This window comes from Vallitalea sp., assembly GCF_025211055.1.
Taxonomy (GTDB): Bacteria; Bacillota; Clostridia; order Lachnospirales; family Vallitaleaceae; genus Vallitalea.
Genome location: NZ_JAOARO010000002.1, coordinates 44,802 through 62,578, shown reverse-complemented (window position 1 = coordinate 62,578; position 17,777 = coordinate 44,802). Strand labels below are relative to the sequence as shown.

19 protein-coding genes are annotated in these 17,777 nt (G+C 31.4%); 1 reads left to right on the top strand and 18 read right to left on the bottom strand.

The window, feature by feature from the left end:
* Positions 1-225 precede the first annotated feature (225 nt).
* From N4A55_RS00420 to sfsA, 7 genes are all read right to left on the bottom strand, one after another.
* The gene (locus N4A55_RS00420) at positions 226-1,020 is read right to left on the bottom strand and encodes a hypothetical protein (protein ID WP_293753417.1); all 795 of its coding nucleotides are present in this window, start codon (positions 1,018-1,020) and stop codon (positions 226-228) included.
* A 13-nt stretch (positions 1,021-1,033) separates the two neighbouring features.
* Positions 1,034-1,375 carry a hypothetical protein gene (locus tag N4A55_RS00415; RefSeq protein WP_293753416.1) on the bottom strand — a complete coding sequence of 114 codons (342 nt, stop codon included), beginning with the start codon at positions 1,373-1,375 and terminating at the stop codon, positions 1,034-1,036.
* The gene (locus tag N4A55_RS00410; protein WP_293753415.1) at positions 1,356-1,928 is read right to left on the bottom strand and encodes an RNA polymerase sigma factor; all 573 of its coding nucleotides are present in this window, start codon (positions 1,926-1,928) and stop codon (positions 1,356-1,358) included. Before N4A55_RS00410 ends, N4A55_RS00415 begins: the two co-directional genes overlap by 20 nt.
* A 29-nt stretch (positions 1,929-1,957) precedes the next feature.
* The gene (locus tag N4A55_RS00405) at positions 1,958-3,352 is read right to left on the bottom strand and encodes a DUF4097 family beta strand repeat-containing protein (protein WP_293753414.1); all 1,395 of its coding nucleotides are present in this window, start codon (positions 3,350-3,352) and stop codon (positions 1,958-1,960) included.
* 187 nt (positions 3,353-3,539) lie between these two features.
* The gene (locus N4A55_RS00400) at positions 3,540-4,628 is read right to left on the bottom strand and encodes a PTS transporter subunit IIC (RefSeq protein ID WP_293753413.1); all 1,089 of its coding nucleotides are present in this window, start codon (positions 4,626-4,628) and stop codon (positions 3,540-3,542) included.
* A 49-nt stretch (positions 4,629-4,677) separates the two neighbouring features.
* The gene (locus N4A55_RS00395; RefSeq protein ID WP_293753412.1) at positions 4,678-5,184 is read right to left on the bottom strand and encodes a transcription repressor NadR; all 507 of its coding nucleotides are present in this window, start codon (positions 5,182-5,184) and stop codon (positions 4,678-4,680) included.
* A 33-nt stretch (positions 5,185-5,217) separates the two neighbouring features.
* Entirely contained in the window at positions 5,218-5,904 is a 687-nt protein-coding gene (gene sfsA / locus N4A55_RS00390; protein ID WP_293753410.1) for a DNA/RNA nuclease SfsA, read from the bottom strand.
* 246 nt (positions 5,905-6,150) lie between these two features.
* Here sfsA and N4A55_RS00385 point away from each other — a divergent pair, with 246 nt between their 5' ends.
* Positions 6,151-6,456: a hypothetical protein gene (locus N4A55_RS00385; protein ID WP_293753409.1), complete on the top strand. Its 306-nt coding sequence runs from the start codon at positions 6,151-6,153 to the stop codon at positions 6,454-6,456.
* Positions 6,457-6,541: 85 nt separating this feature from the next.
* Here N4A55_RS00385 and N4A55_RS00380 read toward each other — a convergent pair whose 3' ends face one another.
* From N4A55_RS00380 to fabK, 11 genes are all read right to left on the bottom strand, one after another.
* A complete protein-coding gene (locus tag N4A55_RS00380; protein ID WP_293753408.1) occupies positions 6,542-7,981 on the bottom strand; it encodes a glucose-6-phosphate isomerase in 1,440 nt (479 codons plus the stop codon).
* 199 nt (positions 7,982-8,180) lie between these two features.
* Complete coding sequence (pdaA, locus tag N4A55_RS00375; RefSeq protein ID WP_293753407.1) at positions 8,181-9,302, bottom strand: delta-lactam-biosynthetic de-N-acetylase; 1,122 nt, start codon at positions 9,300-9,302, stop codon at positions 8,181-8,183.
* A gap of 180 nt (positions 9,303-9,482) precedes the next feature.
* Positions 9,483-10,271 (bottom strand): acetyl-CoA carboxylase carboxyltransferase subunit alpha, encoded by a 789-nt coding sequence (locus N4A55_RS16975; protein ID WP_293753406.1) that lies wholly within the window; start codon positions 10,269-10,271, stop codon positions 9,483-9,485.
* A gap of 91 nt (positions 10,272-10,362) precedes the next feature.
* Positions 10,363-11,235 (bottom strand): acetyl-CoA carboxylase, carboxyltransferase subunit beta, encoded by an 873-nt coding sequence (accD, locus tag N4A55_RS16970; RefSeq protein WP_293753405.1) that lies wholly within the window; start codon positions 11,233-11,235, stop codon positions 10,363-10,365.
* Positions 11,236-11,466: 231 nt separating this feature from the next.
* Positions 11,467-12,810: an acetyl-CoA carboxylase biotin carboxylase subunit gene (locus N4A55_RS00360; protein ID WP_293753404.1), complete on the bottom strand. Its 1,344-nt coding sequence runs from the start codon at positions 12,808-12,810 to the stop codon at positions 11,467-11,469.
* 32 nt (positions 12,811-12,842) lie between these two features.
* Positions 12,843-13,265 (bottom strand): 3-hydroxyacyl-ACP dehydratase FabZ, encoded by a 423-nt coding sequence (fabZ, locus tag N4A55_RS00355; protein ID WP_293753402.1) that lies wholly within the window; start codon positions 13,263-13,265, stop codon positions 12,843-12,845.
* 70 nt (positions 13,266-13,335) lie between these two features.
* Positions 13,336-13,806 carry an acetyl-CoA carboxylase biotin carboxyl carrier protein gene (accB, locus tag N4A55_RS00350; protein WP_293753401.1) on the bottom strand — a complete coding sequence of 157 codons (471 nt, stop codon included), beginning with the start codon at positions 13,804-13,806 and terminating at the stop codon, positions 13,336-13,338.
* 45 nt (positions 13,807-13,851) lie between these two features.
* A complete protein-coding gene (gene fabF, locus N4A55_RS00345; RefSeq protein WP_293753400.1) occupies positions 13,852-15,090 on the bottom strand; it encodes a beta-ketoacyl-ACP synthase II in 1,239 nt (412 codons plus the stop codon).
* A 21-nt stretch (positions 15,091-15,111) separates the two neighbouring features.
* Positions 15,112-15,846, bottom strand: a complete 735-nt coding sequence (gene fabG / locus N4A55_RS00340; protein WP_293753399.1) for a 3-oxoacyl-[acyl-carrier-protein] reductase — start codon at positions 15,844-15,846, stop codon at positions 15,112-15,114.
* Between the two features lie 39 nt (positions 15,847-15,885).
* Complete coding sequence (fabD, locus tag N4A55_RS00335) at positions 15,886-16,806, bottom strand: ACP S-malonyltransferase (protein ID WP_293753398.1); 921 nt, start codon at positions 16,804-16,806, stop codon at positions 15,886-15,888.
* Positions 16,807-16,843: 37 nt separating this feature from the next.
* Positions 16,844-17,776, bottom strand: coding sequence for an enoyl-[acyl-carrier-protein] reductase FabK (fabK, locus tag N4A55_RS00330; protein ID WP_293753397.1), 933 nt, complete (start codon positions 17,774-17,776; stop codon positions 16,844-16,846).
* Position 17,777: the final 1 nt, after the last annotated feature.

Sequence of the window (17,777 nt, the reverse complement as noted above, 5' to 3'; positions counted from 1 at the left end):
AATAATTGGATTAATATAGTTAGTATTAAATAGATTTTATCATTTAATATTGATAATGTAAACTGATCTGAAGTTTAATTATAAGTACATAGTAAAAGTTTCTATTTCATATGCTTTATTATAGAATTTTCCTGTAAGATAACAAAAAGTCTCTATTTAGTTTATCTATAAACAGGATGTTAGACCTGTGTAACTAAACAGAGACATTTTTTACTCATTATACTATTAATTTTCTATTTCTATCTCATTTTCTATAACAAAATCATTTTCTACAATGCTTTTATCTATTTCATGTTCTATACCTTCATCTTCTACAATAGTATTACTCTCTACAACATTACTGTCTACATTATCATAACTATCATTATATATTGCTTCTTCTTCATACTTAGTTTCTGTATCACTTTCACCATTTACTTGAACTGATTTTTTTACTTGTTTTAGAAGTATCAAACCTATGCCAATCAATATCAACGGCATGGTAATATTACGGATGGTTCTGCTTTGGGCATATGTCAAGCTATGAATATACAACTTTTCATTCAATTCATTAATTAATATGATTATTCCCAAAATAATCATCCCATAAGCAGTATAACTTTTTTTAATCTTAAAATTAAATATTGGTTTATTAATAATTACTTCGTTATTATCAATTTTCTTTTTCAAATGATAAGTATCAAAAAAACTATAAAACCATACAACTAATAAAAATACAGGAAATAATGATGAATATAACATCATACTTGATACCGCAATAATACCAAAAAATATTACCATCATAAATAGTCCTTGTTCCATGAATCCTAAATACATATGTCCTGCACCTGGAATCAATGAGAATACAAAAGCCCAGAATCTATTATAGCTGTAGTTAATATTTTTAGCCTTCATTGATTCGTAACAGTTCTTACATAATGATTTATTACCATCAAAACAAGTACACTCTGCACATGTTATTTTTCCACATACTGCACATTTGTACTGTCCATCTCTACTTGGATGAAAAAAACATTTCATATTATTCCTCTCCTCAATAAAATATTTGAAACTTATTCATTACATTAACTAGAATATCGTTAAAGCTATATATTGTTCTTTGAAATCCATCAGCAAAGATTATATGTGTATTCAATGCTAACAGATTAGTAGCTAATACAAAAACACCTGTACAAATAAGACTACTTGCTAATTTCATTTCAAATGAATAACTCTTGCGTTTTATTATGCTTCTACCTGTTTCTGGTTGCAAAGCAGCGTCCATAATTCTATCTGTCAGATAATTATTACCTTTTATGGATGGATGATTATTAAGCAAATCAATGGTATCAACATCTAGTTGTTCGTTAAATTCTTCATATTTTTTGCAATTCAATAATCTCACCTCCAAAACCTTCCTTCATTAGTTGTTCCTTTATCTTCTTTCTTCCTCTATATAATCTGGTCTCTATAGTCTTTATTGGTATACTTAATATAAAAGAGATCTCTTTATAACTTAATTGATTGAAATGATATAATATAATAATGGTTTTATATTTATCCTTTAAACTGTATACAGCATTGTGCACCATCTGCTGTCTTTCTTTATATATAATAATCTGCTCTGTATTATGCTTTGAGCTGAGTTCTTTAACAGATTTATCCATGATGTTGGTTATGTTGAATATCTTAGGTTTATTTCTTCTATTCCAATCAAGACAAGTATTTATTGCTATCTTATATAACCATGTGGATAATTTACTTTGGTTTTTGAACCCTGAGAGATTTCTATATACTTTTATGAATATTTCCTGACACAAATCTTCAGCATCATTATAATCATCAGTAAATTTATAAGCCATTGTTAAGAATTTACTTTGATATTCTTCAACAAGTTTTCTAAAAGCTATTTGGTCTCTTTCTATTAATTTTTTTATGTACTCGTCCAAATAACCACCCTCTTTTTCAAACTCATTTATTAATTAATTAAAATATCTCCGTTATTAGCATTAATAGTAATTATACTATGAGAATCACCTATTGTAGCTTTTACTGATTTTTCATTATTATCCTCTTCAATATCAAAATCAAATACTGATTCAATATTACCATAATTGGTTCTTAATTCAAAAACAGCTTGTTGATCGTTTGGTATATCAATATTGACATTTCCATAGCTATTAACTATATCTATTTTAGTAACATTTATATTGTAGTTATCTATATCAATATCTCCATTCTCACTTTTAATCTTGATATTACTGTTTATCTTCTCTAATAAAATATCTCCATAATTATTAGATAATTCTATATCTGAATTAATGTTCTTAGCAGTTATTGATTCATTACTAGTTTCAATAGTAACCAATCCTTGTACATCATCTATTTTTACGGAAGCACCTTCTCCATTTATCTCCAGATTCTTACCTACTTTGTTACCATCTATATCACCATATTCTTGGTCTATGGTAACATTTCCACTGATATTATCAAAGTTAGTATCGCTATAGCTATTTTTTATATCTAAATCCCCCTCTATATTTTCCACATTGACATCTCCATTTTTATTTTTAATTTTTGTGGAACCTGCTACGGCTTCAACTTCAATACTACCAAAATCGTTTTCAATTGTTAATTCATCACCTATATTATCAACTTGAATAACACTGTTACTAGTCTTTATAGTAGTTTTTTTGTCAACTTTACCAACATATATGTTACCGTTTCTACTAGATATATCAACTTCCATGTTTTTAGGTATTTCAATTATATAATTAACATGAGTATATGTACCTCTATGATTAAGAATATTATTCTTAGTCTTAATAGTCAATGTTTTGTCTTGTCTCCTGTCTATAGAGACCATATCCTCTGCTAACTCCATGGCTGTTTCCTTTTCTTCAAAAGTACTTATGTTAAATACTGCAGTTATTAAGATATCTTCTGTTTCAGTACCTTGTATCTCTATATTTCCCCTCCTATTATCTACTTGAATGTTAGTAAGACCAATTGCTTTCTCCGTATAGTTCTTAGTTACTTCATATTCATCTGTTATATTGAATATTCTTCTAAAACCATTCACTGAATCATTACTGTACATGTAGATGCCGGATATAAGAAAAGAAGAACTATAAATTATTACTAGCAAAACAATGGATGTAACGCTTACTTTTAATTCCATTGTCAATTGTTTTCTTTTATAATACCAATCAAAGAAAAGAAATTCCACTCCAATTAGTATTATACTTACTGCTGAGAGAATTCTTAATATCTTATTAATATCTATATACATAAAATTACTAATAAGAAGAATGATACCCCACACTATGAGCGTTATTGCCAAAGTAAAAGTACCTAGTTTTTTATGTTTCATTTTAGAATCACATTCCCTTCATTTATTAATCAAAAAAGCTTACATATATTTAGACGCTAATTTTTCTATATACCCTTCAAAAAATATAAAAAAATATATATTTATTATAAAAGCCATTAAAATGCCCATATGAGACAATTTAACGGCTTCTTTTATAATATAACAATCACGAGTATAATATTCTTTCTTAACTATCCAAGTTCATATCTCCATATTTAATCCAGCCAATTTTCCTAAGACCTTCTGATAAAGCTAATGTCATAACAGCTGGCAGAATTATATGCAAGACTATAATCTTGGTTATCAGAACACCTGGAGATTCACTTTCAATCATTGTATCCCATGTCATAATCTGTCCCACCAAACCGGATGTCCCCATTCCTCCACCATAAGCATTATTTTTCATCATAAACACTTTTGTGGAGATTGGACCAAGTATTGCACTAACTACGATAGGGGGTATCCATATCCTTGGATTCTTAACTATGTTAGGAACTTGCAGCATTGATGTCCCTAACCCCTGGGCTATAAGTCCATTAACCTTATTTTCTCTATAACTTGCTACTGCAAAGCCTATCATTTGTGTAGCACAACCTACTGTTGCTGCTCCAGCCGCTAGTCCATTAAGGTTAAGAATGATTGATAGAGCAGCTGAGCTTATTGGTAGTGTAAGAATTATACCCATTAATACAGAAACCAATATCCCCATGACAAAAGGCTGCTGTACTGTAGCAAATTCGATAATGTCCCCTAACCAATTCATGAAAGCAGATATTGTTGGACCAATTATAAGTCCGATACTACTACCAGCTATGATAGTTGTTATAGGTGTAAGTATTATATCTATTTTGGTTTTTCCTGATATTAGTCTTCCTATTTCAATACCGACTATAACTGCAACAAAAGCCCCTAGAGGCTCTCCAGGACCAATCAGCAGAACATTACCATCAACAAATGCTTGTCCGCTAATGATTTTACCTGCATAGGCACCAACTAGTCCTGTAACTGCTGATGAATACATGATTAGACTTGAGGTCTTTAGTTTATGAGCTATTCCAATACCGATTCCAGCTCCTGTAAGTATACTTGCAATAGAGCCTATTCTTAATAGAGTGATTCCAATTACATTATCACCTATTAACGATCCAATCTGTTTAATGATTAATCCCACAATGAGTGTAGAGAATAATCCCATTGCCATACCACTTAGTCCATCAATAAAGTACCTATTGACTAGTTTAGTTATAATACCTTTTTTCTTATTTTGTTTATCCATGTTATCCTCCTGTAAATTCATGTGTCTTGTCATATATAATTAAAAATTTTTATATTAAAAAATTTTTTTTCTCAAGTTCCTTTTCCACTAATTCCAGTGTCTTATCATCATTAGCTTTTATTAAATGATAATGCTCACCGTTTTTTAATCTCATAAGAGGGATTGATTCATTATTTTGAAGCTTTTTGATAAAATCATCTATATGTTTTCTTGATGATAGCATAAGATTAGCAGTTATTTCCCCATACACAGGATGAATAACCATCACATTAACTATGGTAGCTCCAAAATCAATTATGGTTTCCAGCTCTTCCCTTATGTCTTCTTTGGTATGTTTGACAGCTAATAATTTAGTATATTCTTTTTTGCTTTCATATATCATATAACCATTAGATGTAGATATGATTTTACAGCCTTTTGCTCTAAGTAATGCTATATCCTGCACTATTACTTGACGACTTACTGAAAAAGTTTTTGCTAATCTAGAGCCTGTCATTGGTTCATCACTTTCAGTTAAAAGTTTTTTTATTTTATTTCTTCTCTGTAGTCCTTCCATAATCTTCACCTCTTGTTCAAAATTATAAATGGTCTATAATAATACTTCTGCTTTTTGTCCTATCATAATTTCATTCCTTGTTACTACTGAATTATAACATAATATTTTAACTCCTGCATCATTAGCTTTTATTAAAGTTTTTGCAAATGTTTCATCTGTTATGTGATTAGGTGTAAATTTATGTATTTCATTCATCTGTATCAATAAAAACAGGTATCCTTCATATCCATTCGATATTGCATCAATTAACTCCTCCAAGTGTTTTGTACCTCTTTTCGTAGGAGCATCTGGAAACATTGATAACCCATCTTTTTCTAATGTGACACCTTTTACTTCTATAAAACCTTTAACATTACTTCTTTCAAAATACATATCAAATCTTGAATTTTTATATTTTTGTTCTCTTTTTACATAATTAAGATCAATTAGCTCTGTTATCTTATTTTGTAAAATTGCTTCATGTACAACTTCATTTGGTACCTGTGAATCAATATTTATAAGTATATCTTTTTTGTAAGCACTTATCAACGAATATTTTGTTTTCCTATTTGGATTATTGCTTTTTTGTAAAAATATTTTGGTTCCTTTAGTAAGTATTTCCTTGCATCGTCCTGTGTTTTTTACATGAACTGTTTCTAGATTACCATCTATCAATACTTTTGCAATAAATCTGTTGGGACGTTCAAGAAAAACTCCTTCTACTATATCTTCATAGATCATATTTATATCCTTCCATTATTTTATTAAATAAAATATTAATAAAAAACTCACATTATTATTATAACATGATTGTAAAGAACTTAATTATATAGCTTTTGCTATTAAAAATATAAGAAGATACTAGATGCTTCTAGTAAATATATAAAATTAAAGGTTGAAGCTTAGTTCTAATGCATATATAATAATAGCAATACTATTTAATTAATTGAAGAATATATATTTTTATTTATAGAGAGGATAATATTTATGTTTAGACTTTGGGGAAAAGTGTACAAAAACAATAAGATGTTAAAAGATACTGTAATTGAACTTAATGAAGATGGTTTATCAAAGGATGATCTTACTTATGATTGTTTGGATAAGATCTGCTATGAATTTGATTTACAACATCCTATGTGGTTGAATGATAATAATAAAGATTATCCCGCATATGGCAAGACATCTTTTAAGCAAGACCATTTTATTGAACAAATTGATTTTGATTATCTTGAAATAGAAATTATTGACGAGGAAAAAGAGAAAAAGAAAAGAAAGAGTATACGAAGATTATAAAATATCATTTTAATACTTATATAAAAAGGCTTACTTATAATAATTGGATTCTATTATAAGTAAGCCTTTTATTTTTTATCTATTACTAGATAATGTATTTATCGTTTTTAGCCGGTCTATTATCAAGTTCAGCTTTCTTATCATCATAGCCTGGTCTTCCAAACATAGCATATGTTGCGTTTTTACCTTCTTCTACACCTGGTTGGTCAAAAGCATTAATGTCAAGTAATTCACCTGCAAATCCAGTAGCTACTTCAAATAAGTATAAGATTTGACCAAGTGTGAATTCATTTACTTCTGGTAAAGTAATTGTCATATTTGTTTGACCTGATTTCAATAAGGCATATTCTGTTGCCATCTGTTCAGTTTTAATTAATTTATTGTGAGTTTCTCCACCTAAGAATCCCAGGCTAGGAATATCACCATATATTCTTGGAATATCTAAAGTTGTTTTGTATTTATCAACCCCAACAAATACTATAACTTTATCTTTTGGTCCTTCTGAGTATAATTGAACTTGTGAATGTTGGTCTGTAGCTCCTAATGCTCTTACTGGCGTTTGTCCTACATTAACAACATTTTTATCATTATCAAATTTCTTACCTAGTGATTCTGCCCATAACTGTGCATACCAGTCTCCAATATATTTTAATGTATCCGCATAAGGCATTATAACTGATATATTCTTACCTCTTCTCATAGCTAAGTAGTTAAGAATTGCATACACTGAAGCTGGATTCTTGAATGTATTATCATTCTTGCATAATTCATCCATATAAGCTGCTCCAGCCAATAATTCTTCAATATCTATACCACACATAGCTGCTGGTAATAAACCAACTGGTGTTAGTTCTGAAAATCTTCCACCAACTCCTGCTGGAATAATAAAACTCTTGTAACCTTCTTTATCAGCTATTGGTCTAAGATTACCGTTTTTGGCATCTGTTGTACAAACAACATGTTTTTTAGACTCTTCTTTTCCTAATTTCTCTTCTAACATTTCTTTGATAATCATGAATTGAGACATTGTTTCAGAGGTGCTTCCTGATTTTGTTATAACATTGAATAAAGTTTTATCAAGCTCAATAATATCAAATAATGATACTAACTTTTCAGGATCGATATTATCCATTATATATAACTTTGGATAACCACCTCTTTTTTCTTTTGACAATTCATTATAATAAGGATGGTTAATAGCTTGTTGTACTGCAATTGGTCCTAATGCTGAACCGCCGATACCAAGTACTACGAAAGTGTCAAAGTCATCTTTTATGCTTTCAACATATGCATTAATATCTTCAACGATATCTCCTTGGTTATATGGTAAATCTCTCCAATCCATACCACCATTAGCTCGTTTTTCTACCATTGCTTTTTCAGCTTTTTCAATTTGTGCCTGTAAATCAGCTATTTCTGATTCGCTAATACCGTTCTCTCCAACATAAGATGTCATCATATTATTAAAATCAAATTTTAATTTCATGCTTTCTTGCCAGTCTTTTTGTTCAAATCTCTTGGACATTTATGTACCTCCTAATATTTATTATAGTATAGTCCATTTTATAATTATTATTTGCAAAAATGTATGAAACTTTCCTTGTTTTTTATTAATTATAAAAATGAAGTAACGTTTACTATCATTTATTGTTATTATATGACACCATAAATTATATATAATATAGATAGCTTTGTAAATAGTAAAGAACTATTATAACTAATCCTTATTCAATTTCGTATAGATTACCAAATCTATAACCCTGCTCTTTTAAGGTTTTAATGATATCATTAAGTGCTTCCGTATTAGATGATGATACAGCATGTAATAATGAAATCATACCTGGATGAGCATTATTAATTACGTGATTGTAAGCATATTCTTTACCTTTTTGGTTATTTCTATCCCAATCAGCATAAGCCATACTCCAGAAAATTGTCTTATATCCTAATTGTCTAGTTAGGCAAAGTGATCTTTCACTATATGCTCCTTCTGGTGGTCTGAAGAAAGTATCCATCTTGTATCCAGTCATTTCTTCAAAATATCTAGCTGTTTCTTCTATCTCATACTTAATTTCATCGTCTGTCAATTCATACATTCTTTTATGATGTACAGTATGATTCCCAACTATATGACCTTCATCTTTCATTCTTTTTGCTAACTCTACATTATTCTTAATGAAAGGCTTTGTAACAAAAAAAGTTGCTTCTACATCATTAGCCTTTAGTGTATCAAGTATGGCAGGTGTATATCCATTTTCATAACCTTCATCAAATGTTAAGTAGATAACTTTTTCATCAGTATCTACAATATAGTAACCTTCATATTGTTCAATATCAAACTTGTTATATCCAGTTACCTTTTTGTGTTCTTTATTTCTTTTGAAACTCCAGCTGTATCCTTTATTAGATAAGGTAGAAGCATCAACATTCATGTCAAAGTTATCTTCAGTACCACTTCCTTGAGGTGTTTCCTTATTTTCTTCTTTGATATCTTCTTGTTCAGAAGAATTTTCTTCATCAATATCTTTCTCTTCATCTGTCACCTTAGGCTCTTCTGTCTCTAACTTTTCTTCTGATTCTGGTTTAACCTCTGGTTCTGGTTTTATTTCTTTTTCTGGGTTAATTTCAGATACAGAATTAGTTTCACCTAATTCATTATCAGTTTTTCCCTTATTAACATTTTCTTCCTTAGTAATAGTATTGTTCTCATTATTATCTTTAGTAATAGTATCTGATTTATAAGCACCTTTTCCTAGTGTAAGACCTAAGTATACTGCTCCTATAACCAAAACAAATATAGCTAGTGCTTTTAATGTTTTTGTGTCTTTTTTCTTCTTCTTTGCCATTATTATTCTCCCTTCAACGTTACTATATTCACCCTATTATAAAACAAGACAAGAAATTCTAATTAGATTATGATTATACTTAATTAGAAATTTCTTGCCTATATTATACTATTTTTTATGACATAAATCTAGATAATAATTGCCTGTATTCATCTATGTTTCATCATATTATTTTACTATTTATTGTTTAATTTGTTTTCTATATCTATTGTATCTATTTTCAATCAATAGTTCTTCATCTAGTCCTTTTAATACTTCTAGCTCTTTCATGAAACAATCTTTTAACTCTATACTTATTTGGTGAAAACTATTATGTGCTCCTCCGTCAGGTTCTTCAATAATCTTTTCAATGATACCCAATTCTAATAGATCTTCAGCGGTTATCTTCATTACTTCAGCTGCTTCTTTGGCTCTTTTACTGTCTTTCCATAGAATACTAGCAAATCCCTCTGGTGACAATATTGAATATATAGAGTTCTCCAACATCCAAACCCTGTCTGATACCGCTAGAGCTAAAGCTCCACCACTACCGCCTTCACCGATTACGACTGATATGATAGGAACTTTCAGTCTAGCCATTTCAAATAAATTCCTTGCAATAGCTTCACCCTGACCTCTTTCTTCTGCTCCTAATCCACAGTATGCTCCAGGAGTATCTACAAAACATATTATTGGTCTATTAAACTTTTCGGCTTGTTTCATAAGCCTAAGTGCTTTTCTATATCCTTCAGGATGAGGCATTCCAAAATTCCTATCTATATTTTCTTTTGTTGAACGTCCTTTTTGCTGACCGATAACTGTTACAGGTATTCCTTCAAGCAAACCAATTCCGCCTATTATAGCTTTATCATCACTATATAATCTATCTCCGTGAAGTTCTATAAAATCATCAAATATAAGCCTAATATAGTCTTCTGATGTAGGCCTTTCTGCCATTCTAGCTATGCTAACTTTTTCCCATGGGTTCATATAATAAACACCTCTTCAAATATAATTTTAATTAAAAATATAAATGCTTTTTCTATCTTTTTATCTTACAAAGTTTTCCTATTACCAAATGTTAGTTTTGATGAAACTCTAACAATTTGAATAATGTATTTTTCATGTTTTTTCTTTCTACGATCATATCAATATATCCATGCTCTAGTAAGAATTCAGCTTTTTGAAATCCTTCTGGTAATTTTTGATTTATAGTTTGTTCTATTACCCTTGCCCCAGCAAATCCTATTAATGTTTCAGGTTCCGCTAGAATTATATCTCCAAGCATGGCAAAACTAGCTGTAACTCCACCAGTAGTTGGATCTGTAAGTACAGTTATATATAATAGTCCCGCTTCACTATGTTTAGCTAATGCTGAAGACGTCTTAGCCATCTGCATAAGGGATACTATTCCTTCCTGCATCCTAGCTCCACCAGAAGCTGTAAATATAATAATTGGTAATTTCTTACTAGTTGCATGTTCAATGGCTCTAGTTACTTTCTCACCTACAGCTTCTCCCATACTTCCCATCATAAATCGGCTGTCCATAACTGCTATGACAATTTTTACTCCATTTATTCTGCCTTCTCCTGTTACTACCGCTTCCTTTAGACCAGTTTTCTGTTGTAATGAGGATATCTTATCTAAATAATCTGGAAAATCCAGAACATTTTTCGTTCCCATGTTAGTGTTTAGTTCTTTGAAAGAACCCGAATCAATAATTTGTGATATCCTTGATTGGCTATCCATCCTAAAATGCTTATGACATTTGGTACATATTTGATTTTTTTCTTCAAAATCATCTCTGTAAATTATCTCTCCACAATTATTACATTTAATCCACTTACCAGTAGGTACTGATGGATCACTCATATCATTATACTGTTTTTTTCCGTTTACAGCTGTCTTTATAGGTAATTTAATGTATTTTTTCTTTTTAAATAATTCTTTCATACATATACCCCTTTAATGGTTTATTTGGTTGTAACTATCATTGTCTTTTATACTAATAAATAGTAAAAGGTAATATTGAACCTAGGGAAATGGCAAACTTACTTTTATAAATAGCATTTAAAGCAGGCAATATTACCCTTTACTATTCTTAGTATATAATAAGCTAGGCGTTGTGTATTCTATATCTTAGCAAGGTTATTCTCTTATATAAGAATAACCTCATTAAGTTATCTATTTCTCCATTAACTTTTCTATAAAAGAAGTATTGTAATTTCCTTTTATAAAACTCTCGTTATTTATTAAGTCATATTGAAAATCTATATTAGTGTCTATTCCCTCAACAATAAATTCACCGATAGCACTATTTAATTTCTTTATGGCACTGTTTCTGTCTTTATCGTAAACAATCAATTTAGCTATCATTGAATCATATGTTGGAGGTATTTTATAACCGCAATAAATGGCACTGTCTACTCTAATATCTTTTCCACTAGGCATATGTAGAAAACTAATCTCTCCAGGAGATGGTCTAAATCCCTTACTAGGATTCTCTGCATTGACTCTACATTCAATTGCATGCCCTTTTATCCTGACATCCTTCTGGGTATAATTTAATTTGTCCCCGTTAGCTATTCTTATCTGTTCTTTTATCAAATCTATACCTGTAACCATTTCTGTAACTGGATGTTCTACTTGAATTCTTGTATTCATCTCAATAAAATAGAACTCTCCACTATCACTCAATAAAAATTCTACAGTACCAGCATTTTTATAATTAATGGACTTAGCTGCCTTAACAGCTGTTTCACCCATTTTTTTTCTAAGCTCATCGTTAATAGCTGCAGAAGGTGATTCTTCGAGAACCTTCTGATGTCTTCTCTGCATGGAGCAATCTCTTTCACCTAGATGTACTGTATTACCATAATTATCAGCTAATATTTGGAATTCAATGTGTCTAGGATTAGTTACATATTTTTCCAAATACATAGTGTTGTCACCAAAAGCACTCTTTGCTTCTGCACTAGCAGTTTTATAGGAGTTAACTAATTCCTCTCTACTACCTGCAATACGCATACCTCTTCCACCACCACCGGCGGATGCTTTGATAATGACAGGATAGCCTATACTATCTGCTAATTCTATGGCTTCTTCAATACCCTCTACAGCACCTTTTGAACCAGGTACAACTGGTATATTATTTTCGATCATTGTTTCTCTGGCTTTTGATTTATTACCCATTCTGTCCATCATATCGCCTGTTGGACCTATGAATGTAATGTTGCATTCTTCACATACCTTAGCAAATTTACTGTTCTCGGACAAGAATCCAAAGCCAGGGTGTATTGCATTAGCACCTGTAACAATCGCTGCACTAATTATCCTTTTAATATCTAGATAACTGTCTTTGGCTGGTGCTGGTCCAATACATATAGCCTCATCTGCCAATTGTGTATGAAGAGCTTCTTTGTCAATATCAGAATATACTGCTACTGTCTGAATATTCATTTCTCGACAGGCCCTAATAATTCTTACAGCAATTTCTCCTCTATTAGCAATCAGAATCTTATTAAACATAATTCACCTCTACTTCTACTAACTTTTATAAACTATTTAGCAATAAAAGTTAATTCTCCAGTAACAGCTATTTCACCATCAACAGATGCTACTACTTTTCCTACTCCTACTGGACCTTTTTGTTTTATGATATCTATTTCCAAGTCCAATCTATCTCCAGGTACAACTTTTCGTCTTATTTTAGTTTTATTTATGCCGCCAAAATATGCTGTTTTACCTTTGAATTTTTCTAAACTAAGCATAGTAACTGCTCCCACTTGGGCAAGAGCTTCAACAATAAGTACTCCTGGCATTACTGGTTCTTCTGGAAAATGTCCTGCAAAAAAATAATCATTCATTGTGACATTTTTATAGCCTATTGCCCTTTTACCTGGTTCTATTTCTGTTATTCTGTCAATCAGTAAAAATGGGTACCTATGTGGAATAATCTTTTGAATTTCTACAGCATCTAACATAACAATCTATTCCTTTCATAATTATCGTTTTAAAAAGTCATAAATGCATTCGATACAAGTAATAAATTATCTATGGTTTAATTTTGAACAATGGCTGATTATATTCTACGATCTCTTCATTTTCTACTAATATATCTACAACCTCACCTGAAACCTCAGCTTCTATATCATTCATTAATTTCATAGCTTCTATAATACATAGAGTCTTACCTTTTGATACTTTATCTCCTACTTTAACGTAATCGTCTTCATCTGGACTTGGCGCACTATAAAATGTTCCTACTATAGGTGATTTAATTGTTACTGTATTTTTATCTTCTATGTCTACTTTATGGTTGTCGTTTTCTTGTACAGTCTCTTTATTAAGGTTAGCAGTCTGGCTTGTATTTGGTTTTTGTACATATGGTTCCGGGTTTGATGTCATTAATACTTCTTTTTCTTTTCTTATGGATATCTTACAGCCATCTTTTTCAATATCTACACGTGTTAACCCTTTTTCACTAACTAAATTTATTAGTTCTTTTATATTGTCAAATTTCAAGAATCATCACTTCCTTACACTATTATTTAAAATCATTGGTGAAGTTTATTCCTCATATTTACTTATGATTAATGATGCATTGTGTCCACCAAAACCAAGAGAATTAGAAAGAACATATTTTACATCTATATTTCTTCCCTTGACTGGAATATAATCCAAGTCACATTCTACATCTGGTGTTGTATATCCTACTGTTGGATGTACAAATCCATCTAATATTGTTTTTACACATGCAACAATCTCTACTGCTCCAGCTGCTCCAAGTAAATGTCCTATCATTGATTTAGTTGAACTGATAGGAACTTTATAAGCATACTTGTCAAAAACTGTTTTGATAGCAGCTGTTTCCAATTTGTCATTATATTCAGTACTTGTTCCATGGGCATTAATATAAGATACATCTTCTGGTTTGATATCTGCATCTTTTATAGCTAATTTCATGGCTCTTGCAGCACCTTCTCCCCCAGGTGCTGGTGCAGTAATATGATAAGCATCACAAGCAGCTCCATATCCTTTTACTTCAGCTAGTATCTTAGCACCTCTAGCCTTGGCATGTTCTAATTCTTCTAGAATCACAATTCCTGATCCTTCTCCCATAACAAAGCCATCTCTATTTTTATCAAATGGTCTTGATGCTTTTGTAGGATCTTCACTGCTACTTAATGCTTGAAGAGCTGTAAACCCTGAAACTCCAAGAGGTACTATGCAACTTTCTGTTCCACCTGTAACCATAACATCTGCATCACCATATTGTATTGTTCTAAAAGCATCACCTATAGTATTAGTACTAGTAGCACATGCTGTAACTACATTAGTACATACTCCTTTTAATCCAAATTGAATAGCGATATTACCTGCTGCCATATTAGTAATTACTTTTGGTATGAACATAGGAGAAACTTTGTTAGGTCCTTTAGCTAATAATTTTTGTGCTTCTTTTTCAATTGAACCTAATCCACCAACACCAGTTCCTACGATAACACCTATTCTTTCAACATCTTCCTTCTCTAAGTCAAGACCTGAATCATCTATGGCTTCTTTAGCTGCTGCAATAGAGAATTGAGTAAATCTATCCATTCTCTTAGCTTTTTTTCTTTCTATATAATCCTTAGCTTCAAAATCTTTTACTTCAGCTACTATTTTTGCTCGATATTCACTTGAATCAAATGAAGTAATCTCTCCAAATCCAATTTTACCTGCTTTTAGATTATTCCAATATTCATCTACATTATTTCCAATAGGTGTAATAACACCTAATCCAGTTATGACAACTCTTCTCTTCATGCTTACCTTCCTTTCATGTAATTAAACAACCATTCCACCGTCTACATTAATTACTTGACCTGTAACATAACTTGCTTCATCGGAAGCTAAAAAAGCTACCACATTTGCTACTTCAGTGGCTCTACCAATACGTTTCATAGGTATATTTAATAGAATCTGGTCTTTTATTTTGTCTGTTAATATATCAGTCATATCACTTTCTATAAAACCTGGTGCAACAGCATTAACAGTTATATTCCTTGTAGCTAATTCTTTAGCCATTGATTTAGTAAGTCCTATAATCCCTGCTTTTGATGCTGCATAATTAGCCTGCCCAACATTACCTATCTCACCAATAACAGATGAAATATTTATTATCCTACCTGATTTTTGTTTTAACATAGTCCTATTAACATGTTTGATGCAATTAAATGTTCCCTTAAGATTAACTCTTATTACATCATCAAATTCTACTTCCGTCATCTTAAGCATCAACATATCTTTTGTTATTCCTGCATTATTGACTAGGATATCTATTCTTCCATAATCCTTTTTAACCTCTGATATTAACTTCTCTGCATCTTCAAAATTGCTTACATCAGCTTTATATGCCTTGGCTCTACCACCATCTGCAGTAATCTCTGCTACTACTTTTTGAGCTTCTTCTTCACTACTTCTATAATTAACTGCTACTATTATACCATCATTTGCCAATCTACGGGCTATTGCTTTACCTATTCCTCTTGAAGCTCCAGTCACTATAGCAACCTTATCCATCAATTATCATCCTTTCTCTGGGATTCTAATACTAACCCTCTACCTTAATTTAATCGCCTTACTCAATGTCTTCATATCTTGTATGTTAACTATTTTCTTGGTCCTATCTATCTTCTTTACAAAAGAGGATAGTGTTTTTCCTGGTCCTATTTCAATAAATGTATCCACACCATTATCTATCATTCTATTGATTGTCTCTTCCCATCTTACTGGAGAGACAACTTGTTTTGTTAAAAGAATTTTAACATTATTATAATCATCAACATAATCCGCTGTTACATTGGTTATGTACGGTATGCTATTTTTCACAATATTAATGTCTTCTAATTCTTTTTTTAGTTTTTCTGCTGCTGAGTTAAGCATAGGGGTATGAAAAGGTCCACTTACATTAAGCTTAATTACTCGTTTTGCTCCTGCTTCTTCTAATTTTTCACAAGCAATATTTAGAGCCTCTACTTCTCCTGCAATTACAATCTGTCCTGGGCAATTATAATTGGCAGGCATAACCATTCCATCTATACCGTCACATATCTCTTCTACTGTACATGGCTCTAAACCTAGAACTGCTGCCATAGAGCCTTTACCCTCTGGTACAGCTTCTTCCATATATTTTCCTCTTTTTCTTACAAGACATACCGCTTCTTTAAAATCCATTGCCTCATTGGCAACAAGAGCACTGTATTCCCCTAAGCTTAATCCAGCAACTACATCTGCTTTGAACCCATGTTCTTTTACAGCTTCTAAAATAGCAATAGTAGTAGTTAGAATTGCAGGTTGTGTATATTCTGTATTATTAAGAACATCTTCTTTTTCATTACATATTTCTTCTATATCAAATCCTAATGCTTCACTAGCAATTTGATAGATTTTTTTACTGCTCTCATAATTATTAGCTATTTCTTTTCCCATACCAAGATATTGAGCTCCTTGACCTGGAAATAAAAAAGCTGTTTTTCCCATGGTTTTCATTCCTTTCAATATATCAAACTAATTGGTTTTAATTTCTTATATTTTCAATAACCTTATTAGCATCTATAATAAGTTCTTGTATGATTTCACTACATGTCTGCTCTTTATTGATCATACCAGCTATTTGACCAGACATTACTGAACCATTTGTTACATCTCCATCTACAACAGCTAATCTTAGTTTGCCAGTACCTAACTCTTCTAATTCTTCTACACTGACGCCTTCTTTTTCTAACTGCAAGAACTTCCTAGAGAATTTATTTTTTAATACTCTTACAGGATGCCCCGTAACTTTACCTGTTACACGTGTATCAATATCCTTAGCTTTTAGAATTTTTTCCTTGTAATTCTTATGTACAACGCATTCTTTCGCAACTAAGAATCGGGTTCCTATTTGAAAAGCATCTGCTCCCAACATTTTAGTAGCAGCTATGCCTCTGCCATCTCCTATTCCTCCCGCAGCAATAACAGGAATATCAACTGCATCTACAACTTGAGGTAAGAGTGCCATAGTTGTCAATTCCCCAACGTGTCCTCCTGATTCACAACCTTCAGCAATGATTGCGTCAACACCTGATCTTTCCATCCTCTTAGCTAATGCAACAGAAGGAACTACAGGTATTACTTTTATATTATGTTCTTTCCAACTCTCTAAGTATTTACCAGGGTTTCCTGCTCCAGTTGTAACAACAGCTACCTTTTCTTCACATACCATATGAGCTATTTCATCTGCAAATGGTGAAAGAAGCATTATATTAACTCCAAATGGTTTATCAGTTAGTTCTTTTGTTTTCCTTATTTGTTCCCTAACAACATCACAAGGAGCATTTCCTCCTGCTATAATCCCAAGACCTCCTGCGTTAGATACTGCAGCAACCAAGTTATACTCTGCTATCCAAGCCATAGCACCTTGAAATATTGGATATTCAATATTCAACATCTTACAAATCTCAGATTTCACT